The 23,224-nt window shown below is 45.9% G+C and carries 18 protein-coding genes; 2 read left to right on the forward strand and 16 right to left on the reverse strand.

Features of this window, described 5'->3' with window-relative positions; all coding sequences use genetic code 11:
- Positions 1-103 precede the first annotated feature (103 nt).
- Both RB620_RS27870 and RB620_RS27875 read right to left on the reverse strand, forming a co-directional pair.
- The gene (locus RB620_RS27870; RefSeq protein WP_308100135.1) at positions 104-1,042 is read right to left on the reverse strand and encodes a hypothetical protein; all 939 of its coding nucleotides are present in this window, start codon (positions 1,040-1,042) and stop codon (positions 104-106) included.
- A 32-nt stretch (positions 1,043-1,074) separates the two neighbouring features.
- Positions 1,075-3,396: an RCC1 domain-containing protein gene (locus tag RB620_RS27875; RefSeq protein WP_308100137.1), complete on the reverse strand. Its 2,322-nt coding sequence runs from the start codon at positions 3,394-3,396 to the stop codon at positions 1,075-1,077.
- A 557-nt stretch (positions 3,397-3,953) separates the two neighbouring features.
- On the opposite strand from RB620_RS27875, the gene RB620_RS27880 reads away from it, so the two are divergent.
- Positions 3,954-7,055, forward strand: coding sequence for a right-handed parallel beta-helix repeat-containing protein (locus RB620_RS27880; RefSeq protein WP_308100139.1), 3,102 nt, complete (start codon positions 3,954-3,956; stop codon positions 7,053-7,055).
- Positions 7,056-7,332: 277 nt separating this feature from the next.
- Here RB620_RS27880 and RB620_RS27885 read toward each other — a convergent pair whose 3' ends face one another.
- From RB620_RS27885 to RB620_RS27935, 11 genes are all read right to left on the reverse strand, one after another.
- Positions 7,333-8,247, reverse strand: a complete 915-nt coding sequence (locus RB620_RS27885) for a beta-1,6-N-acetylglucosaminyltransferase (protein WP_308100141.1) — start codon at positions 8,245-8,247, stop codon at positions 7,333-7,335.
- Between the two features lie 18 nt (positions 8,248-8,265).
- Positions 8,266-9,828: a lipopolysaccharide biosynthesis protein gene (locus tag RB620_RS27890; protein ID WP_308100143.1), complete on the reverse strand. Its 1,563-nt coding sequence runs from the start codon at positions 9,826-9,828 to the stop codon at positions 8,266-8,268.
- Between the two features lie 123 nt (positions 9,829-9,951).
- Positions 9,952-10,845, reverse strand: coding sequence for a glycosyltransferase family A protein (locus tag RB620_RS27895; RefSeq protein WP_308100145.1), 894 nt, complete (start codon positions 10,843-10,845; stop codon positions 9,952-9,954).
- Complete coding sequence (locus tag RB620_RS27900) at positions 10,814-12,043, reverse strand: glycoside hydrolase family 88 protein (RefSeq protein WP_308100147.1); 1,230 nt, start codon at positions 12,041-12,043, stop codon at positions 10,814-10,816. The genes RB620_RS27895 and RB620_RS27900 overlap by 32 nt, the downstream gene beginning before the upstream one ends.
- Entirely contained in the window at positions 12,027-13,223 is a 1,197-nt protein-coding gene (locus RB620_RS27905; RefSeq protein WP_308100150.1) for a glycosyltransferase, read from the reverse strand. The genes RB620_RS27900 and RB620_RS27905 overlap by 17 nt, the downstream gene beginning before the upstream one ends.
- Before the next feature lie 3 nt (positions 13,224-13,226).
- Positions 13,227-14,423: a glycosyltransferase gene (locus tag RB620_RS27910; protein WP_308100152.1), complete on the reverse strand. Its 1,197-nt coding sequence runs from the start codon at positions 14,421-14,423 to the stop codon at positions 13,227-13,229.
- 7 nt (positions 14,424-14,430) lie between these two features.
- Positions 14,431-15,588: a polysaccharide pyruvyl transferase family protein gene (locus tag RB620_RS27915; RefSeq protein ID WP_308100154.1), complete on the reverse strand. Its 1,158-nt coding sequence runs from the start codon at positions 15,586-15,588 to the stop codon at positions 14,431-14,433.
- 4 nt (positions 15,589-15,592) lie between these two features.
- Entirely contained in the window at positions 15,593-16,639 is a 1,047-nt protein-coding gene (locus RB620_RS27920) for a glycosyltransferase (RefSeq protein ID WP_308100157.1), read from the reverse strand.
- Between the two features lie 24 nt (positions 16,640-16,663).
- Positions 16,664-17,863 carry a glycosyltransferase gene (locus tag RB620_RS27925; protein ID WP_308100159.1) on the reverse strand — a complete coding sequence of 400 codons (1,200 nt, stop codon included), beginning with the start codon at positions 17,861-17,863 and terminating at the stop codon, positions 16,664-16,666.
- Entirely contained in the window at positions 17,860-18,510 is a 651-nt protein-coding gene (locus RB620_RS27930) for an acyltransferase (protein WP_308100160.1), read from the reverse strand. Before RB620_RS27930 ends, RB620_RS27925 begins: the two co-directional genes overlap by 4 nt.
- Positions 18,511-18,551: 41 nt before the next feature.
- Entirely contained in the window at positions 18,552-19,754 is a 1,203-nt protein-coding gene (locus tag RB620_RS27935) for a nucleotidyltransferase domain-containing protein (protein WP_308100162.1), read from the reverse strand.
- Between the two features lie 199 nt (positions 19,755-19,953).
- Between RB620_RS27935 and RB620_RS27940 the strand changes: the two genes are divergently transcribed.
- On the forward strand, positions 19,954-20,613 hold the full coding sequence (locus tag RB620_RS27940) for an acetyltransferase (protein WP_308100164.1): 660 nt from the start codon (positions 19,954-19,956) through the stop codon (positions 20,611-20,613).
- Here the strand turns inward: RB620_RS27940 and RB620_RS27945 are convergent.
- Genes RB620_RS27945 through RB620_RS27955 form a run of 3 tightly spaced genes read right to left on the reverse strand, consistent with a single transcriptional unit; the run spans position 20,610 to position 23,211 of the window.
- A complete protein-coding gene (locus RB620_RS27945; RefSeq protein ID WP_308100166.1) occupies positions 20,610-21,806 on the reverse strand; it encodes a DegT/DnrJ/EryC1/StrS family aminotransferase in 1,197 nt (398 codons plus the stop codon). The two genes, RB620_RS27940 and RB620_RS27945, sit on opposite strands and share 4 nt — an antisense overlap.
- A gap of 8 nt (positions 21,807-21,814) precedes the next feature.
- Positions 21,815-22,420, reverse strand: a complete 606-nt coding sequence (locus tag RB620_RS27950) for a sugar transferase (RefSeq protein WP_308100198.1) — start codon at positions 22,418-22,420, stop codon at positions 21,815-21,817.
- Positions 22,421-22,464: 44 nt separating this feature from the next.
- Entirely contained in the window at positions 22,465-23,211 is a 747-nt protein-coding gene (locus RB620_RS27955) for a glycosyltransferase family 32 protein (protein ID WP_308100168.1), read from the reverse strand.
- Positions 23,212-23,224: the final 13 nt, after the last annotated feature.

The raw sequence follows: 23,224 nt of genomic DNA on the forward strand, positions 1-23,224 counted from the left end.
GGAAGCGTTCCCGACCTCCTTGGCCTCTTGAATAATCTGGTTCTTCATTTCCACTGAAAATCGTCTGCGTTGCATTAAAAAATCCCCTCCATCGCTTCTGCTTCTAGCTTACACCGTTAAGTGTGCTAGACTCAAATCCGATTAAGGGGCTTAATAGCGAATTGTATTGTCGAGTTAAAGCAAACGATAGTCCTCCTCTGCCTGGGAGTGTCATATCCGTTTGATATAGCGACAGATCACCAGATAAACTAGAAATACTCTCCTGATCCATATTGATCGAATAAGGTGCCTGACTAATCGTCGATTTGTTAAATACCGGCGCTTCCTCTTGGCCACCGGGTCCGGACATTGCCATCATAGACAAGGGCTCTTCAAGGACAGTCTCGCCTTCTGCCGAAAGCTCATCCTCTGTCTGCTCATTATCTTCTTCTATTGGTTCTTCAGAGTTCTGACTAGATTCTTCTAACTGATCTTCTTCTAATAAGTTGGTGTCTTCCTCGCTTGTTGATAAATCTTCAGTTCCTTGAGAATGGTCGTACTGAATTTCTTGTTCTATCGATTCCTCAGTTACATCCGCTGTAACTGACGTTTCCGGCAAGTCCGACTCTGTAGCATCTTGGTCATCATTGTTATTTTCATTCATAACTTGCGGATCATACACTTGGCCTGTCACAGTTGAATCAGCATCGGTAAGCACTAAATCCAGTGGCAGACTAGCATTGCTCACCTCGCTCTGGGCGTTAGTAGACAAATTGATTTCGTCTGGAAAGAGCTGAAGTCTTGCCGCAGCATAATCAATTCCGTCAAGCTCAACTTTCATAAGTGCGGCATAAATTTGGTTGACAGAATAGCCTGCTGCAAGTTCTGAATCAACAAAATTTTGTGTGACGGAAAAACGATCCAACAGTCTCTCCATTTTTTCGACCTCTTGCGAATTGCTGTCTGCAAAGCTGCGTGATATATCGAAACCATTAAATAGACTCACCATTAACGCAATGCTAAGCGCGACAGATAAAATTCGCATCTTCCAATTATAAGACAATGTATTCCTCTCCCCTGTAATAAAGTATTAAGCTACTCCTCTTCCTTCACAATTGCTATAAGATTTCCATTATCGTCATAGATATAGTTGTATCTCTCGTCATCCACTAACATATATTGGATTCTATTGGCATCATCATATTCATAGACTGCAACGCTGTTTAGTCTCACAGTTTGTGGGGTCCATTTGCTGATATTACCAATCCCCAACTTTCCTCCTACATTGTTTCCCCACGTCCAGACAGTACCATCATTCTTGAGCGCTAAACCATGGGTATTTCCGGTGGCTATTTGTTCTATACCTGATAGATTTACTACTTGAACCGGTGTAATTCTAGCCGCTGTGTAGGTCCCGTCTCCCAATTGTCCACTATCATTGTAGCCCCACGACCATACGGTACCATCTTCTTTGAGTGCATATGAGTGATGTAATCCGGCAGCGACACTAGTAATGTTTTCAATATTTAATACCTGCACAGGAGTTAATCGTCTTGTTGATGTTCCATCACCAAGTTTACCTAAGACATTGCTCCCCCAAGCCCAAGCCGTTCCATCGCTCTTTACGGCTAGAGAATGCGTACCCCCGGCACTAATGCTAACAACATTGCTAATACTGACTTGCACGGGAACATTCGTATTGGATTGAGATCCATTTCCGAGTTGCCCTTCGTTATTCCATCCCCAGGACCAAACGGTTCCATCTTGTTTTAAAGCAAGTGTGTGGTGATCACCAGCAGCTATTGCAACAATTTGATTTAAACCAGGAATTTGCAGCGGAGTTAATTGATCTGCGGAAGATTGATTGCCTACTTGCCCATAGTCATTTTTCCCCCACGCGAAAACCTCTCCCGTTTGTTTTAACGCTACCGAATGATTTTGACCCCCAGATATCTGCAAAATACCGGACAAAGATGTTAATTGAATGGGCGGGTATTTATTCACAGTTGTTCCATCACCCAATCTACCATTTAAATTGGCGCCCCACGCCCAAACGCTTCCAGAAGAGCTAACTGCCAAGCTATGTTCTCCTGCAGCAGCAACGGTTGCAATTGATGGCAAATTCCCAATTTTAACAGGCAACTCTTTCATAAAAGAAGTACCATCGCCTATTTTTCCGTAGTTATTGCTCCCCCAACCCCAAACCGAGCCATCGTCTTGTACTATAAAAGAATGTTCTGCACTTTCAGCAAGATGTGAGGCATTCGTTATAGATACAACTTGTCTAGCTGTAGGACTCCCTTTCCCAAACTCTTTTATTCCAAGTTGACCGAAATTGTTATTGCCCCATAGTGCCAGTGTTCCGTCTTGTTTTTGCATGACAGAGAAGTCTGATCCGGCAGCAATTCTTTTTCCATTTGTTAATCCATTAATTTGAGTTGGAATTTTGTTTGTTACATTCGTGCCATTGCCTAGTTGACCTTGCGAGTTATTCCCCCAAGACCATACAGAGCCGTCTGCCTTTATTGCTAGAGTATGGTTTTTTCCCGCAGCAATCGCACTAATATCCGCTATATTAATGGCAACAGGACTTAATCGGTTAGTAAAGGAATTATCACCTAGCTGCCCGGTTGCGTTATTTCCCCAAGCATACATAGATCCATTTTGAAGCAACGCCAAAGAATGATTTGTTCCTGCCGAGATGCTCTTAACCGATTGAATTGCCGTTATTTGAACTGGGGACAGCCGGGTAGAAGTCGATCCATCACCTAATTGACCGTTTGCGTTTAATCCCCATGCCCAAACGACGCCATTAGAATCAAGCGCTAAAGAATAACCGTTTCCTGCTGCAATAGCTACAATACTGCTGCTCAAACTCGCTTGTATCGGTTGGGAACTACTTGTAGTTGTTCCATTTCCCAATTGGCCATTAGTGTTCCCCCCCCATGACCAGACCGTACCGTCTTCTTTTAAAGCTAATGAATGATTAAAGCCTGCGGAAACGGAAACGATGTCCTGAAGGCCGCTTAGCATGACTGGAGCATTTCTTTGTGTAGATGTCCCATCTCCTAATTGGTTCACAGAGTTACTTCCCCATGCCCAAATACGTTCATCTTGATCGATTGCTAGAGAATGGTTAGCTCCAGCTGAAATACTGGTGATGTCCGATAGATTAGGAATTTGTGCGGGTGTCGCATTATCCATGACTGAGTTATTTCCCAATTGCCCGTTTGCATTTTTCCCCCAAGACCACACTTTCCCATTGGCCTTAAGGACGAGAACATGTGAGTCTCCTGCCGATAAACTCGAAGTTACAAAAGAATTTGCTTCTACGTGAACACTTAGACCCAAAATGCAGCATATCAGTACAATAGTTAACAAAAAAATTCGATCATTTCTGATAAACAAACCTTTCATTCGATATCCCTCTTTCTTTGTCATCAATTAGTGCAATCAAAACGTAAATCAACCTCTAACGACATCACCCCTCAAACTTCATTTTATGTATAATAATTACAAAATAAATTCTAGCATAAAAGTCAATTTTCTGGATATAGCGACAAATGATAGATTTTGTCATTTCGTGACAAATTTATAATAATTGATATAATTATCAAAATTAGTATTTTGTATGGAAACTCATAGCAGAACTCTCATCACTACGCGTTCTGCCTATGTTGTATGCTGTTAGGCTCAGTTATCGAAATTACAAATATATTCGCTTTAACTGTGCCAACCAAGGACTCCAATGTCCAAAGTATAGTTTCAAGCCGCGAGCGTGTTTGACGAAACTAGCGGAAGTGAGCATGAGGTCTTCTTGTATCACCGTTCGAATGCGCTGACGAACACCTGCTTCTTTCACTCTAGTTAATCCACCATCCGCTTCTATTAATAGACTTCTACACTTCCTCCGGTAACTATCCCAACATATAGTACTGATATACCACAATTCATAGGGATGAGAGGTGAGCAATATGCCTGATAACGGTCATTTGAACGTGAACGGACAAGATTTCCTCGTCTATGACGATACCGGGTTGCAAGAGAAACTAGATACGATCTACGATCCCACTTCCGGTAAGATTAAACCGTCGGCGCTGCCGGATGGCTACGGGGCTACTGGACCTACGGGACCTGCTGGCATGCAAGGGCCTGTGGGGCCTGCCGGAGCGAAAGGCGCTACAGGAGCAACTGGGGCAATCGGCCCTACGGGCAGCACGGGAGCGACGGGAGCGCAAGGACCAAAAGGCGACTCCGGGCAACAAGGAGCGGCTGGTGTTGAAGGGCCAAAGGGCGCGACAGGCTCAACTGGTGTGACTGGTCTGCAAGGCGTAACTGGAGCTACAGGGGCAACTGGGGCAACTGGCCTGCAAGGCGCAACTGGCGCTACAGGGGTAACTGGGGCAACTGGTCTGCAAGGCGCAACTGGAGCTACAGGGCAACAGGGTCCCGCCGGGCCTGCAGGACAGCCGGGGCAGCAAGGACCCGCAGGTCAATTAGGCCCCCAAGGACCAGTCGGACCACAAGGTCCTCAAGGATCGATCGGTCCGCAAGGGCCCCCTGGTCAGAATGCAGGGGCAATCGGTTCAGCATTGTCATACGTCATTGAACTAAGCAGATGGGGAATAGTTGCCGGAATACCTACCAAACCTTACACGGATGCCAACTATGTACAAGCTGACAAAAACGTACAAGGGATCAATAATGCTCTGCAATGGGCTGCCACAAACGGCTACAACTATGTACTGATGCCACGAGGGGATTATGCCATCTGTTATCCCCGCACTATTATGATCACCCAGAGCAGTATGACAGTAGACTTTAATAGCTCCATACTGAAGGTCATCTACGATTCAACGCGCAAGTCTCCGTTCGACACGAGAACCGGAGTGACGGACTATTATAACTTCCCCGGCAAATTCTCGAACGGACAGGACGGCGTCAGCATCAAATTGCAAAGCGTGACGAACTCCCATGTCAAAAACCTCGTTCTCATCGGATGCAAAGCCGACCGAAGTTTCATCGCGACAGCGGAAGCATCGATTGAATGGACCTACGGCATTCAAATCGTTAGAGGATCGTCTTACTGTACCGTTAGCAACAGCAAAATAAGCAGCTACATGGGCGATGGCATTTCACTAGATAGCACAGGCTATTACGACTATGCGGAATTTGGACTCGGATTGACCGTCAACGATATCGATCGACAAACCGGGGCGCTTATTCCAACTAACGGAAAAACGTTAACATCACAATTGTTAACGATCCCAACGACAGGGTATGACAGTTTCCTTGTCGCCGGAGCTGGCTACTCTCGCCAGACGGCTATTAACACGAAGGAAGTAGATGTCGCTTATTACGGAGCCGACAACACGTATCTCGGCAACTATAGCAACAAGAAGATCTATACTCCGATTTCAATTCCTCCCACTGCCAGGAAGTTTAGGTTTATTTTTAACAATGAGACTTCAACGACCAAAAACATGCAGATGACCTTGAAATTCGGCTTGACTCCACATCACAATACAATTGAATATAATGAGGTCTACAATATTCACCGCGGCGGCATTACGCTCGGTGGCAACTATAACACGGTTCAAAACAACATGATTCATGACGGAACCGGGGCGCTCGATCGCAAACCTCTCTTCACTGATCCTACACGATATGGAATCAATCAGGAGGACTCGTACGGGGATAATTGCATCATTCGAAACAATGTATTATATAACTTATATCACGGTATACTCGCAGGCTGTTGGACAATCGAAATACACAACAATCATTTCTACAACCTTGGAGGAATCGGTATAAATCTATACACATTACACATGGCAAACATAACCCAAAACTACCTATATCGTTGCCAAACGGGAGTCGGACTCATGACGGCCCATTTACCCAATGCCCATGTGAACATCGAAAGCAACACGATCATTTATACAAATAAAACCAGCTTCGAGAGCCCTGATTATATTGTTCATTTTCACAAAAACACGCTTATTGACTTGGGCGTATTCGTCATGTTGGATGATGATAGACACTTGTGCCGGGATAACCATTTTATCTGGACGGAAATGTTTTCAGGCTTACCAACAATTATGGTAAACCGAATCGAGAATTGTACCTTCGAAAGCAGCATAACGCAGCGAGAAATGTATTTCAGAACTTATTTCGTTCAGGGAACCGTTATGGTGAACATGAATTTACGATTAGAAACTAGACACCAAAAAACAAAAGCCGAAACCGTAGAGTTCCATGATTGCCGGTTTAATAAATGTTTGCTAAATAATCATGTCAGCGTTTCTTTAGGCCGAACAGTCTTAGTGAATAAGAGCGCTCTGACGGACACGATTATTAAAATAGGTGGTATTAACAACCCTGATTATTCACCTGTTACCCAATTAATAAATTGCAATCTTGACGTGACGTCCATTACCTATCTTTTTATAAGCGAGTTTAATACAGGTTACGGTTGGATTGAGGTTGAAAACAGCCGTATAGAAATCGCCAACAGCGGGTTCGCTTATTTACTAACCAACATTTTTAATGTTATATCAGATACCGTCAGCTTGTTTATAAAAGAATCGAGAATTAGCTATACGGGAGCTGGACGATTATCCCTCCAGTATTACAATAATGCTAACAAAAAAGCAGTCAAATTATTTGGGAACATTAGAAATACGTACTTTGGAATCGCTTTGCCGGGAGAGGAAGCGGATATCTATATCGACTATGATCCAAAATTCGAAGGGTATGCACCTCCTAATTCCGGAATATGGTTCAAAGGGGATACCTTCAGCCATGCAAATCCAGTAAGCGGGGGATATATTGGGTGGGTGTGTATCATTCCGGGAATTGCGAATGCAACCGCATGGTCAGCATCAACGGTAAAAGCAAAGGGTGACAGGATCTCTGCAGGAGGAAAGGTATTTGAGACGATCGGCGCAGGTACTACTGGAGGAACAACGCCTACTTGGCCAACCGTGTCACCCCTCCAAGTAAACGATGGTACAGTCATTTGGCAGGAAATCGGTTCATTGCCCGTCTTTAAGCCATATGGATCAATTATGTAATTTGAGATTCAATAGAAGGCAGTCTGGAAAAACGGAAGGCAAGTTAAAGAAGGCAGATCAACTAAATTCGAGGGCAGGCACAACGGGATCACAGTGCGGGCAAAAATACAGCTCCAACACTGCTGTATGTAATAATGATACAGTAGTCAAATTGCCGGAATCGGGCGGTGTAGATGAAATTTTGATTGTACTTTCCTATACGGGATAGTTAGTCTTATTATTAATATTTGTGATTTTGGGATCTGCCTCATAAAGCAGATCCCTGTCCTAATCCAATTTATCTTCGATAACTCGTAGACACTTCCCGGCTGTTTGTCATCCTATTAATCCATTGGATTATATCTTCTGAACCATCATTAAATTTCCTCGCAAAACAGTGGTAAGATATGCCGTAAGCCGTTTCTGAAAATTCCTTTTCCAACTCTGCCATATGAATTGAACTTATTAGGGATGGAAAAGGTGGTTCTCCTATCCTCCAATCCGTATATGTGAGACAACCCTTGATCGTGTGACTGTAAGGCGAATTCATTAAAATGATATGGAAAAACATCTCATCCGGAATATACGTATGCTTAAAAAACTTCGTGAATTGTGTATTCTCCCCCAAAAATTTCAATAGGTATTGAATAAATTCATAATGAAATGCCCACCATTGACCACCTGCATATAATTTATAATCCAAGAAAGGGAGAGGAAGACTTCTATTTTTTATAGTTTTCTTATAAAAGTAATTGCAAAGCTTTATCCACCACGATTTTATACGACTTTTTGTACGTTCCCCGCCTTCAATATAATAAGTTCGGATACGTTCCAACGGTTTATTAAATTGGGGCATCTCCGCTGCATTCAAAAAATTAGATCCATTATTTTCTTTTAAATGTCTTATTAATTGGTCTCTCGTTTTAATCGGATAATCAGCACCGCTCAATAATATATAATAGTCATAATGTCCTTTCTCATTAGCCTCTTTGAGAAGTTCTATCTGAGCCTTTATCATGCTGAATCCACCCCAATGGACACACAATCGTTTTTCAATAATACTTACATTAGGCCGCCTAAATCTAAGTCCATCCAATTGAGCGCGTTTATCTACATGAATGAAAATATCATCATCCACATGGATTAAACTGGAAACCAGCCTTTCAAGATGATGAAATTGATTGTGGGCCAATATCAAATAAGCGATTTTCATTGTTATCCCCTCTTCAACTTATAATGAATCATCTCGTACTACTCTCTTTTTGAAAAATACATAACTTTTACCCGTTACTTTGTTCACGAGCAGCCTAAAAACTTTCAATAAATACTTGAACTCATCGCACCTATAAAAAAATAAGGTGTATAATGCGTTGATTGCAATCATCGAGAATAAACATTGAATGATAAGTTGTGCATAAGAATCCATGTTAAAGAGGGTTGATATGCCGTAGCTTAAGAAAAGGCCCAATAAAGCTATGACGATATAATAAAGATTTGTTAGGTAGTAACTGATGAGCGGCAAATCAAAAACTCTTTTAAATACCAAATAAGGTGTTGACCAGAAAGGGACAGCAAATGCACTAATTAATCCACCCATAAAAATTCCTGATAATCCCCAAAAATGAACTAACACAAGCGAAGCACTTAAATTAATGAATGCTTGCAACAGTGGTGCAAACCGATCCTCGTGAAAAATTCCAGAGGTGGTTTTCAACATAGTGATCGCATTACGGATACCTCGTTCATAGAAAGTAACAAGCAAGAGAATAAGTACAACTTTATCCAATACAAAATCATCGCCTAACCATAGTTTGATAAACGGATTGACAAACAAAAACATCAAACTCGCAAATAACGAATAGAGCCAAAAGCTAATCAGTTGTGTTACACGAAAAATACTGTAAACTTTTTGTGAATTTTCTTTGGCAATCAAATTACCCATACTGTTGTACATGTTTCCAAACACCTGGTTTATAAACGTTCTGCATATATCAATAAGCATTTTATAATTGGAATACATCCCGACTGCCACAATGCTTACAAATGAAGATATCAAAATATTTTCTACGCCGAAAATAAAATAAGTTCCTATGTTTTGGATTAATATAGCTTTCATATTTTTGATAAAATTTGCTTTAGTGTCTGAATCGAGCTTTTCTTTTGATTTGATTTTTAGATATGGGTACATACGGTCAACCGCTTTGGCAAGTAATATCGATGTTGTAATCGAGATAATACATTCTACAACAAGAAATAACAAATAATTTTCTGTATAATGTAAAATAACTATTTTTAAAGAAGTGGAGATTATTGTGGAAAACGAATATACTGCAGTTACAATATAGTTTTTCTGATTGACATTTAAAAAGGAATGTTTATAGACGAATAAATAAGGCAATGCAGTATTAAACAAAAAAATTAAATATACCAGCTCTAAGTGCGGAATATCCGTATCAATAAAAACTTGTAAAAATGGCATCGCCATTAAACCGATCAGCATCACAATAAGAGCAATTATTCGATATGCGTTTTTATAAAGCCTCATTAATGACATTATTTTGGGTTGATCTTGTTCCGATATGGGTTTATACAAATTATATACAATACTTACTCCAATACCTGCTTCAGCTAGTGAAAGCATGGCCAGCAAGCTTGTAAACAGAGCATTAAGTCCAAGATATTCAATTCCTAAACTATTAATAAACACAGTCCGTGAGACAAAACTTAAGACCGTAATAATAAATTGATTCAGTAAACCGACAGTAATATTAAGAATAGTGTGCTTCACTCTCATGATATTAACTCTCTCCTGTAGGATGAATATCACAATCCCTGTTTTCTCACATTCCTCGTGTCATCCCATCTTTTGGATGTAGATAATTTTATGTTTTATCGTGTAATTATCTTAATATTATGTCTAATTCTCATAGGAAACTCCTCTAAAAACCATCCTCTTGATTTTCACTAAACTTATCGCGAGTTTTAAAGTGATCGGTGGTATTCCCAAATAATCAGCTGCTTGATTTGGTGTGTTACGTTCTTTAACAAACTCATAATACAAATAATAATTGGCCATTCTCCCCCACCAATTGTATCGATGATGTTTGATTTGCAGTTTAAAATAATAAGCGGTGCCCTTAGGGTTTTTTGAGAAAACATTTCTTATATTTCTGGTCAGGCCGTCTTCCAGATATTCCGAAATGTAAATGACATCGTTAAACCATCTCAGCTTATAACCATCGTATGCCATTTTGTCCCATACCGTGGCCTCCGTCATAAAGTTCTCACCGTCAATTTCGACAAACTTATAATTTCGAAGGAGCTCGGTATAAAAGGCTTCGGCTTTATCTCCCCTCATATTGTATTTCGTTCTCTCTAGCGAAGTCGCATCCAAATAAGAGCCTTCGAAGGTGGTTCCGTGCAATTGATCCGGTGCCGTTCCTCGATTTCCCGACACGCCGCAGAATCGGCCCTTGGGATCCAGACTTTCCTCCCACTTCACAAGCTTTTCAATCGCATCTTCCGTTAAGGCATCATCAGAATCTACGATAAAAAACAGCTTGCCTTTGGCTAAATGAGCCGCTTTATTAATCGCTCTATGTTTCCCGCCGTTCTCAACCTTCATGTATCTAATCGCAAACCGGTTGGGTTCTTCAATCCACTGCCGGAACAACGATTCCGTCTCATCCGAGGATCCGTCGTCTATTACTAGCCACTCGAAATCCTGAATGGTTTGATTCTGCAGGGATTGGTATAACGTTCCGATGATATATCCGCGGTTATACGTTGGAGTAAAGACGGTTATCTTCATAAAGCATCTCCTTTGGTCTGTCTACCTTCACCAATTGGGACACTCGAATGGCAAACCCTTGCGTGAATGGCATGATCCCGAATAAAGTAGAGTAGTGGCCAATATCTTTGGTATCCCCTTGCGAGAACTCGATCGCGCCATCCTTTCGCGTGACGCTCTTCAGATACGTGATTCCCTTCGTTACACCCGCGATACATAAATCAGACAACCCCTGGACGGCGGAAGCTTTGAGCAAATACCAGCTAAGCATGGCTGTTGCAGACGAATCCGGTCGGCTCTCAGGTCTGGTTACAGTCCAATTCCAGTTCCCGTTCGGCTGCTGAAACGTTATAACCGAGCGCGCAAATCTAGCCACGTATTCCTGCAATTCGGATTTATACAGATGGTTCTGCGGCAACAGATCCCAACAATCGATTAATCCTATTGCAAACCAGCCTAGTCCCCTCCCCCATCCATACAAACCAAGAGGAGCATGATTTCGGACATCGTATGCATGACATGGAATAAACTCTTTGCCATGCATGCCATGTTGGACATAGGCCCTAATCTGATGGATGGCAAGATCAACAGCCTGCGGTTTCATAAATTTTAATCCATAAGAAATTAGAAAAGGACAAATAAATCCTATCGTATCTACGTAGCGGTATTCCGCCATCCTTTTCCGATATTGTACGGTTCCGTCTGGACCAACATGATCTTGAATAAGTTCGTACATCTCGTCAAGAGCGGGTCTATAGTCTGTAATCTCGATTGTTTTTAATCGAAATAAAGAATAAGCGACTATGGCGGAATCAATATGAATCGGATTTTTCACCCACTTTCCATCAGCACGGAAACATGCGTTCAAAAACGTATGTATTTCCTTAACGTCATTGGCATCGTTCTCACATTCCGCTAGTCCTAGGAGAAGCGCCGCATGCTGCCAATCTTGCAAAGTAGCACTTGTATAGCGGCCTTTCATCCGATCCAATACCGTTAGGCGAGTCTGATCCGTTACCTTCATCAACGGTGTACGATTTAGCCACTTGATTCCCCTCTTCTTGATGATCTGGCTCCATGCCGATGTATCTTGCTGTCTTCCGATGTGAATTCTGCTGAGCCATACCCGGAATACAGGGACAATATCAATGAGGAGAACAGTAACCCCGCCCAAGAAAGCAACTCCCAGCACGACGAATGCGCTAATGAACAAGCTCATATAGCTTATTTACCTCCGATTCTGTACCTAAATTTTCCTCAGATAATCGGTCAATGACATGAGATCTTAAGCTCTCATCTTGGATGAACCTCTCAATGCCTTCCGCAATTGCTATAGGATCCATTTCGACTATCAAGCCATTCACTTCATGGTTTATCTGATCTTTAGCCGTGCTAAAATTAGTTACGACTATCGGTTTTTTCAATATTTTCGCCTCATCGATTGCAATTGATTTCCCTTCGAACCGCGAAGGTTGCACAACGATTAGGGAATTCTTCAGATACGGGTATGGATTCTCTACCACCCCAAGCAATACGAAATGCGATTGCAATCCATAGTGATTGATGAGCGCTCGATTTTCTTCAAGCTCTTTTTCGGTTCCATAACCAAGCAATTCCCATTTCACGAGATAGCCGCGGTCAATTAATATTTTGCATGCTTTAATCGCTAAATCGATTCCTTTGACATAACTTAATCTGGAAACGGTAATGATTCGTACGACTTGGTGCTGTATGGGATCGGATAATGCAGCTTCGTTAGCCATATTTCTGATAATGGTTGGGGACACAATGTTGGATATAAGCTTGAGTTTATTATGGTAGAGATCAAACTCATTTCGTAATGAGTGTAAACACTCCTCGGAAACGGTAACGATAAAATCCAGCTTTTCAAAATAGGGCTGGTCTATATTCGCGTCCATCTTCAGATTCGAATAGTTTGTATGAATCCATCCCAGTTTACGTTTTGCTTTCACTCGGTCTACAACATAATAAATCGGGCTTTTTTCCAGGAAGCCAATAGCAGCATCATATTCGCGTTCCGATCGCCGAAATGTACGGACGACATGTCTCCAAGCTAACTGCTCTCGCCGTGCTTCGTTTTTTTCGGTCCGCATAACGAAATTCAAATAAAATCGAACAAACAAATCCCGGAAAGCTCCTCTCTTAACGCATTTGACAGCAGCGGTTTTCAGAGGCATATCGAAATATGGGTAATTTTCTGGTGAGGGAAGAACATGAACTTCTTCAGGGACTTGCTTTAGGAATACCCCCGTAGGTTTAAACAATAGCAGGTCAACTTCGTAATGATCGTAATCAATCACTTGCAATAAGGAAACCAATGCTTTCTCGGCTCCACCGCAATGAAGATGGTTCATGACGAATAACAACTTCTTTTTCACCGCTTAACCTCCCACTAGCTTGTAAAGCTTATATATCTCCTCTTCTGTGCCCAACTTCTCATTGGATAACCGAATACTCATTTCGTTTGATTTATCGCGATTTACGATGAGTTCCTTGATGCCCGAAGCCAGTTCAAAAGCGTTCATAGGAGCAATCACACCGTTCAGACCGTGCTGGATCTGATCCTTTACAGTGCTAAAATCAGTCACGACGATCGGTTTTCCTAATATTTTTGCTTCATCCACTGCAATGGATTTCCCCTCATACCTTGATGGCTGAACGTAAATATCGCATTGCTCGATGTAAGGATAAGGATTCTCTTTAAGTCCTAGCAATATAAAATGTTGCTCGACTTTGTGCTTGCGGATGGCCTTCGCTAAAGAATCTCTTTCTTCACCTTCTCCGATAATAAACCAGCGCACATTGATTCCGTCTTCGATTAAACGTGCACAAGTCTCGATAGCGAGGTCGAAGCCTTTCTGCGAATGAAGCCTGCCTATGGAAAGTAGAATGATTTCATCCTCTTTCCGAGCGAAAATGTCCCCATCCGTCATTTGACCCATCTTCTTGATCAGCCTCGGCGACACAATGTTATAGATGGTGCTGATCTTGCCGGCATGCCGAGGAAATCTCTTTTTGAGTACCTGCTCGCATTCCTCGGATACTGTTACGATTTGGTCCAACTGATTAAAATACTTTTCATCAAATGCGGCATCCATATCCAACTTGTCGTAATCGTTGTGAATCCATCCGATTTTTTTGGCGGCATCTACTTTATCAACGCAGCAGTATATGGATGACTTTTCCAAAAAGCCTATGGCGGCATCATATCTGGACTGCAATCGCTCCATTGACTTGGACACAAAGCGCCAGGTGTACTGCTCGGTCGTGGATGAACCTTTCCGGTACTGATTCCTAAGTGAAAATAAGATGCGGTTTAACAAAAGCCGATAGTTGGACGCGGCGAACAGGACTTTAAGCGAGAGCAATAAGGGTTGCGTGAATGCCGAATAATTCTCTTGATGCTTAATCACATTCACTTCATTCGGCAATGCGTTCATGAAAATACCTTCATGGTTAAATAAGAACAGGTCTACCTCGAATTTCGTATAGTCGATTTGGGACAACATCGTCACCAAACTTTTCTCTCCGCCGCCTGCTCCAAGCCCGGGCATAATAAACAGCAGTTTTGTTTTCATGGATACCTCACGCTAACTTTGATAAATAATGAACAGCCCTTGACGACATCTCCTGAATCCGGGGAATCGCATGTTGCAATTGATGTTTGATCTCCATTTCATCGCGAAGCATTTCTTCGAATGAAAGCTTTAATTTGTCTGCATCCGAAATTTCTTGAATGCCTAATACCAATTTCTCCTTGCCGAACAAATCATGAGCAATCCCCTTAGACTTTACGCTGTATCCAAGCACCATCGTCGGGACGCAGTTGGAATACGCGGCAATCGTCGCGTGGGTTCTTGCTCCGATAAAGAATCGCATGCGTGCTATATACCCTTTGTACTGAATTGCGTTCAAGTTATCCGGAAGCAATAGAACTCTTCCTGAATCCTTATACAAGGCATAAAAATGTTGAAGAACTTCATAATCGTTATTGCTTTCCTGAATGACATGGGGAGTTAAAACGATCGTCATGTTTGTCTTGTTCAGAATGTGTTGAATAAGTTCATTCATTGCCGCATGCGAATTTTGATTTCTTTTCCAGACCAACGGGCTGAAATTGATCCCGATTGTATTGTTTTCCTGCCATCCGCTCGGCAATTCCAGTTCTTCCTTGTCCATGGTGAAGGCAGGATCCGCGCACAGTTTGACATTACTAAGCCCTTTTCCGGTCAACATTTGATAGGTCAATGATTCCCTGGCCAATATGAGGTCGAACGTCCTCAAATCCTCTAATTTCGTTTCGGACATGTCCTCTTCACCAATGGAACAACCCCATAATACTAGCTTTTTCCCTTCTCTTTTGACTCTACGATTTACTTCATACCAGCCAGGTTGCTCTCCGTAACAATAGTTGTCTCCACCAATCGACATACAAACGTCCATTTGATGAATATGTTTGATAATATTATTATGAATTTTTCCTTGGGCATAAGTTTCATCCTGAAAGAGCTTGTTCCGAATGGAAGAGACCATCCAATCGTAGGAATATTTCGTGAGCGGTCGAGGAGATCCGTCATAAATGCCGTCAAGTTTAGGGATGATTTGGTCGGTTACCGGATTATCGGACACCAAGTACACTTCCGACCCGCGTATCGATTGTTTAATAATAGAGGCAGAGGAACGGACAATGGCCTCGCAACCGCGATTCATAGAGCCTCCGTGCGCAAACATCATGATCTTCATTTGTTTATCCTCCAATAACCTTTTGATTTCGAAATCTGCTGTAAGCGGTGACGCCGTAAAGACCTACCGCTGATTTCGAGTTCATCAGTGACAATATGATGCGTTCGTATCTGCCGAATCTAGAATGATCGCCGGTTGCATAATCGGCCAATGCAACCTGCAATTCGGAGTGATGGACCATCTTGCGTACATCTGTTATTTTTTGAACAAAACTTACCGGATTAGACGGCTCAAAACAGTGATGGATCAAGGAAATGCACGAATGGACGAGTTTCTTGGAGCGCAGCGCCCGAATATTCGCATGTTGTACGGCAGCTTCATAATCAACGGGGAGGGGCTCCCGATACACTCGAAGGGCACGGGCAAAATATTGGGCAGGGTTTGAGTTTCGGGTCGCGCTACCCGCCGTATCTCTGTAATGATAACCGGCGTAATCGACATAACAGGCGGAGTTGGCCGCACTGAGAGCCTGCATATTAAACCAACCGTCTTCGCCTAAGGCGATGCCGCTTGGGAAAGTAATTTGATAGTTGCTGATGACCTCATGGCGGTAAAGTTTATTGCACACGGAATTCAGGCGATCCGATTCTAAATAAACAGGGAGAATTTCTTTTCGAATAAAGTCTCTATCCAGGAGTCGTCCGGTCGGAAATTCCATTCGTTCTGCGATCATTCGCCCGCCCAGTTCTCCAACGTAATCAGAAAAAACGATATCGCACCGATGGTATTCGGCAACTTGATACAGAGTTTCCATCATATCCGCCTTCACCCAATCGTCCGCATCCACGAACCCGATGTATTCGCCCCGGGCGGCTTCGATCCCGGCATTCCTGGCGACGCTTACGCCCTGGTTCTCTTGATTAATCAACTGGATGCGATTGTCTTCCTGCTGGAATCGTTCGATCATCGCCCGGCTTCCGTCAACCGATCCGTCATTGACGAATATGAATTCGCATTCCTGCAATGTCTGTCCGAGCAACGACCTGATGCACTCCTCCAAATACTTCTCCGCATTATAGACGGGCACGATGACGCTTACCTTTACTTCCATGACACTGCCTCCTTCCCTCGACGATTAGACGACCATATTGTACAGCTTCTCAAGTTCATCCCGATTATGGTAGTCCTCAAGTTCCAGGTTGCCTATTAATTCCTTGCGTTTCTCATCGTTCGCGTATAACTCCCCGATTGCATCCGCCAATCCTTCAGCACTGCACTCGCAAATGATGCCCGTTTTGCCATGAACGACTTGGCTAGTGGCGGTTGGATAGTTGGTGATGATGATCGGCTTATGAAGGATCTGCGCTTCCGTAACCGTAACGGCTTTCCCTTCATAGCGGGAAGGCTGCACGTACAGATCGCAATGTTTAATGAAAGGATACGGATTCATTTGTTTCCCCAGCAACACGAAGCTGTTCTCCAGTCCGCTTCTGGCAATCTGCTCGCGCAACTCGTTCTCGGAGCCGCCGTACCCGACGACATGCCACTTCACTTTCGTTAAACCGCGATCGTGCAGCAGCTTTAACGCCAGTATGGCGATGTCAAACCCTTTTACATAGGAGAGCCTTCCGACGGAAACGATCGTAAAACCTTCCGGCTTCATGGCTTGCGGGATGTCTCCTTGTTCGGCCATGTCCCTAATAAAGGCCGGAGATGTAATGTTTTCGATCAGCTTGATCTTCTCTTTAAGGCTGGGATAACTTTTGATGAACGAATCGGTACATGCCTCCGAGATCGAAATGATATTTTCGTACCGGCTCCAGACGGCTTCGTCCATCGTCCGGTCCATCTCAAGCTGGGTGAAATCGGTATGGATCCATGCGATTTTGCGTTTGGCGCGCACCTTCTCCGCAACGAAATCATGAGGCCAGGCGTAGCTGACAGCCATATCGTATTCGATCATCGGTCCTCTATGAGCGGCGGCGAACCATTTGGAATCGTATTGCATCTGGATATAACCGGGTCCCTCGGCTGGGCGCAGTCGGCGAGCGCTCACGTAAGCCGCGGCTTTCGAGGCTACGCGAAGCAAGGAAGCCTTCACCAATCCTTGACGCAAGCATTCGAGAATTGATTTGCGAATAGCTGCGTAACTTCGCGATTCCGGCAATAGATTCACCTGCTTCGGAATCATCTCCATGAATTCGCCGGTATGGCAGAACACGATCAGATCAACGTCGAAGCTGTCGTAATCGAATTGTTCCAGCATATTAATGAGGCTCCGCTCGATTCCTCCAATTTCCATCGCATAGCCGGTGAATAACACGCGTTTCTTCATATCGCCTCCGCTCCTTTCGCCATGCCGTGAACGAACTCATCGACCGGCCCTTGCCGAATGGCAGAGAATTGTTTCTCCCGTTTATTCAGAAACAGCGTGTCGGGCGGAACGATCCCTTTCACGATGCTCCCTGCGGCTATGACGGCGTTATCGCCGATTTGGGTTCCGCGCAAAATGATCGAACCCGCTCCGATCCATACGTTATTGCCGATCACGACGGAACCTTTGAGCAAGTGACCGCCTTCCGCGCCGCGGAAATTATGGTCGTGATCGTTGATGCATACGTTAGGCGCGATCTTTGTATAGTCGCCGATCGTGATGTTTAACGCGCAATTAATTGTGCAATTGTCGTTTACGAAAACATGATCACCCAGCCGAAGCTGCCCTTCGTCGTCGATTCGGATGCTAATGTTTTTCCGTAGGAAAACGAACCGTCCGACATGAAGTTTCGCGCGTTTATGGAAGATTTCGATCGTACTTCCGCCTTGCATCGCGAATAAAGAAGCCCGGATGCTGCCCAGGTAGAGTAGTTTATAAAAGAATGCCCTGGCGAAGGCCGCTAATTGCGCGACATTCATGAGCAGCGTGTGAAGCAGTCCCCTGCTTCGATATTGCAAGGCGATCGTACGAATCGCTTTTCTGATCATGGACTTGTCAGCTCCTTTCTCCGCTTCGCCCCGCCGAGCGATTAGGTTCCGGCTGCTTTATGTTTCTTGCTGTCGCTCAATTTCCGCCACATCCAGAGGAACGGACGCAGCCCGAAATAGAGAAAATGCAATTGCTTCGGCAACGGCAACGTCTCCGCATCCTCATGGAACGGATGCATGATGCTAAGCGCGTAGACGCACTTCTGCCTTAACGTCATCAGACCGAACAAATATTGTCTATGATATCGTTCGACATCCTTCGGCACCGGAGGACTGTGCAGATTGACCGTCCGCTCCATGTAGAACATGGTGTCTTCCGCCAGCCATCCCGCCTTGCGCGTCGTCAGGATCGGTTTCATCTCTTCCCGAAGCGGCGCCGCGAGCAGCTTGGCTGCCAGGAACAGAGCCTGCCCGCCCAGATGAAGCATCTGGTGCTTGCGCAGATGAACGGTCAGCCTTGGCCAGTCGATCCGCTGGTTCATTAGCTGCTTGATATCGAGCAGCCAGCGCAGCCGCGACCATCCGTGACGCGCGCCGTGGGAGACGAGGAACAGGAACAGATCCTCCCTTCCGAGATAGAAGATCGGCCGGCTGATGAGCGCGCTCTGGCGTCTGCGGCTCCATAGATCCTCGAAGCCGGGTTCCTTCGACGGCGACGGATTAAGCCGCCAGTGGACCTCTACCTTAATCCCTTTCTTCGGATGCAAGAAGGTTACGTGATGATGCCGCCACTTCCAGTCGTTCAGAACGCTTGTTATGTAATCGTCCTTCTCGTAGCCTAACGATACGAGCAAGGCTTCAGCCGCCTCGAGCCGGTCCATCGGAACAAGCACATCGAGGTCGCAGGACGTTCGAAGCGATACATCGCCATACAGATCGGCCGCAATAACGGGCCCTTTCAGGAACAACGCTCGAATATCCCGGTCGGCGAACAGGCTGGAGAGCTGCTCCATCTCGCCGCTCAAAGCCAGCATCTGCAGCGTATTCCGGTAATAGTCTTTCTGGAATAACCCTAGAACGAAAGCAGGCACGCTAATGGGCCGGTGCTCTTGCAGCTTCCGGTTAATCGTCGGGAATACGCGATGATGTCTGGCCAGTTCAATGAAGGCATGCCAGTCCGCGTCCTTCATGAGCTCCCAATGCTCATAACTCAGTTCCGACCCTTCCTCCATTTCCAGAAAGGCGAGCAGCAATTTTAATTCTTGTGAAAAGTCCCCGGTATGGAGCGCAGCTTCCATTTTCATGACGGTCTCCTTCATTCGCAAATAACGAACAAAATTTATATTTTGTTCTATAAAACGAACACAACTACAGATTAGCATCCGCTTGTAGTTCTGTCAATCAGGTTCACCAGATTTCTACAATATTCTGGATCGCCCGCGCCAATCGGTATGCTAGAATAGGAAATAGCAGGTAATAGTATGAACTCGGAGGGACTCTCGAATGTCGAATCGGATTATTTTGTTCGGAGCTGGCGGGCATGCCAAAACCGTTATCGATACTATAGAAAAACAAGGAATTTACGAAATCATCGGATTGTTGGACGGAGGCAAGCCTGCCGGAGAAATCGTATTCGGTTACGAGGTATTGGGAGACGAATCGTGGCTCGAGGATCGGGCAAACCGAGCAGACGGCGCAATCGTGGCGATCGGCGATAACTGGAAGAGAGGGCTGGTCGCACAGACGATTCGAAGAATTCGGCCGGGGCTCCCGTTCGTTACGGCTATCCATCCTTCTGCCGTTATCGCAAGAGGAGCCCGCATCGGCGCGGGCTCGGTCGTTATGGCTGGCTCCGTGATCAGCTGCGATGTGGAGATCGGCGATCATACCGTGTTGTATCCCCTAGCTTCGGTCGATCACGATTCGAAGATCGGATCGTTCGTCAGCTTCGCGCCCAAAGGGACAACCGGCGGCAACGTGACGATTGGCGAGTATACAGCCGTCGCGATCGGCGCGACGATCATCCATGGCGTTACGATCGGCGAACATAGCGTCATCGGCGCAGGTTCAACGCTCATTCGGGATATCGGCTCGCACACCGTTGCTTTCGGTACGCCTGCCCGACCCATCCGATCGCGACTAAGCGGCGAACGTTATCTCTAGCTCGCCGCTCCGGAAGCCTTCGCGCGCATTCCGCTTACGACGTCTTCGATCACGCCGATGACACGCTCTTGTTCTTCTTTGCTCATGCCCGACCCGGATGGCAGGCAGATGCCGGTTCGGAATAGCTCCTCGCACACTGAATTCGTTTGTTCGTTATGCCGATAGAACGCAGCTCCCTTAAACAACGGCTGGAGATGAAGCGGCTTCCACAACGGCCTGGCTTCAATGTTAGCTTCGGCGAACGATTCCAACAAGCTGCCGATGACGGCTTCCGCATGCGGATCAGTCACCGTCATGGCAGTGAGCCAGCGGTTCGACCGCGTACCCTCCAGCTCGGGCATGAACTTGATCGCCTCAAGCTTGCCGAGAGCTTCGGCATAGTTCCGGTAGATCGCTCTCCTAGCATCCACCCGTTGCTCCAATACTTCAAGCTGCGCTCTTCCGATGCCGGCCAGCACGTTACTCATCCGGTAATTATACCCCATGACGCTATGCTGATAATGAACGGCGGCATCTCTCGCTTGCGTCGCGAGAAACTTCGCCCTCTCCAGCGCTTCGACATCGTCCGATATCAGCATGCCTCCGCCCGATGTTGTAATGATCTTGTTTCCGTTGAAGGAGAATATGCCGAAAGCGCCGAACGTTCCGCTTTGACGACCGCGATAGGAGGAACCAAGCGACTCCGCCGCATCTTCGACGACGGGCACGCCATAACGGCCGCAGACATCCATGATTTCGGCCATTTTCGCCATTCCGCCGTACAAGTGCACGACCACGGCAGCCTTGGGCAGCTTCCCTGCGGCCGCCGATTGCCACAAAGCCCGCTCCAGCGCCGCCGGCGATAGATTCCATGTATCCGGCTCGGAGTCTACGAAGATCGGCTCCGCTCCAAGATAACGAATCGGACCCGCCGTGGCCACGAACGTAAAGCTGGGACAGATGACCGTATCTCCTTCTCCGACGCCCAGCAGTTGCAGCGCCAAGTGGATCGCGGCCGTTCCCGAGCTTACCGCAGCAGCGCCGCGAGAGCCGACATAGGAGCTTAGCTGCTGCTCGAACGCGTTAATATGGGGACCAAGCGGCGCAATCCAGTTGCTGCGGAACGCTTCGTCGATATAAGCTTGTTCGTTCCCGCTCATATGCGGAGGCGATAAGTAGATGCGGGTTTGCTCATTCGTATGCTGCTGGGACATCGTAGCCATCATCCTTTCTGATTATGCGCCTGACCGTCGAAGAGCGGCATCGTCACATGGTTGCCGTTGCTGATTCCATCCGAACGCAGCACCCGCTTCACGGTCAGAAGCAGAATGCGCATATCGAGCCAGAAGGTCCGGTTCTCGACGTACCATACATCCCGGTCGAACCGGTCATCCCATGTCACCGCGTTGCGGCCGTTCACCTGCGCCCATCCCGTGATGCCCGGCCTGACGAGATGCCGCTTCGCCTGCTCTTCCGTATATAGCGGCAAATAATCCATTAAAAGCGGCCTCGGGCCGACAAGGCTAAGCTCTCCCCTGACAACGTTGAACAGCTGCGGAAGCTCATCCAAGCTTAGCTTCCGAAGCAGCTGCCCGAATGGCGTCAGACGCAGATGGTCCGAGAGCAGTTTGCCTTCTCCGTCCCGTTCGTCGGTCATGCTTCGGAATTTGTATAAGTAGAACGGGCGGCCGTGAAGACCGGGCCGTTCTTGCTTGAACAACACCGGAGATCCCAGCTTCGTCCGCACGAGCACGGCAAGCAGAACCATAAGCGGCAGCAAAGCCGCAAGCAGCAGACTGGCGGCGATTAAGTCGAACATTCGTTTCATCATCGTATGGCCTCTCCTCTATTTATCTCTGTCTCTGTTTCGAATTACGTTTGCGCAGCAAACAGCTTTCTCATCTTGGCGATCGCCGCAGGGCCGATGATTCGGCTTACAAACCGTTTCGCGCCGCTCTTAAGCCGCACATGCGCGGGCAGCCAAGATTGCGCGAAATGATGGATCGTGTAGCTCTCGTCCGTCAAATAGCTTCCCCCGTTAATATAGTCGTAGGGGCTGAAATATTGTCGTGGATAGAAGACGACGCCGTTGCCAAGCTTCTGGTATTTGCCGTCCAGAACGAGGCCGTCCGACTTGCACAACTTGGAGATGACGGCGGTATTGGTCAGCATGTCGTACGTGCCGTCAGGCAGCAGGAACGATCTGCTTTCGTAATCGTCGAGCAGCTTCTTGATCCAGGGATGCTCCGGAACGGCGCCCATCGTCCCGGACTGCAGGAAACGTTCGTCTTCGAAGCCCGAGAACGCTTCGTGCGCGAGAAGCGGATCGAGCGGCTTCACCACCTCGACATCCGTGTCCAGATACACGCCGCCGAAATGATAGAGCGCAAAGAGCCGAACGTAATCGCTGACGAACGCGTATTTTTTCGCTTCATAGGCCTCCTTCACGTAACGGGATTGACCCAGATCGAAGTTGTCCTCGTTCCATTCCATGAACTTGTAGCCGCTGCCAAGTCGCTTCTGCCAGCTTTTCATACAGGTTTGAATCTTCTTCGGCTTCTCCCCACGCCCGAACCAACAGTAGTGAATGATGCGGGGAATTTGCTCCATTTGTCCCATGACGTCTCCTCCT

This window comes from Paenibacillus sp. LHD-117, assembly GCF_030929555.1.
Classification (GTDB): domain Bacteria; phylum Bacillota; class Bacilli; order Paenibacillales; family Paenibacillaceae; genus Pristimantibacillus.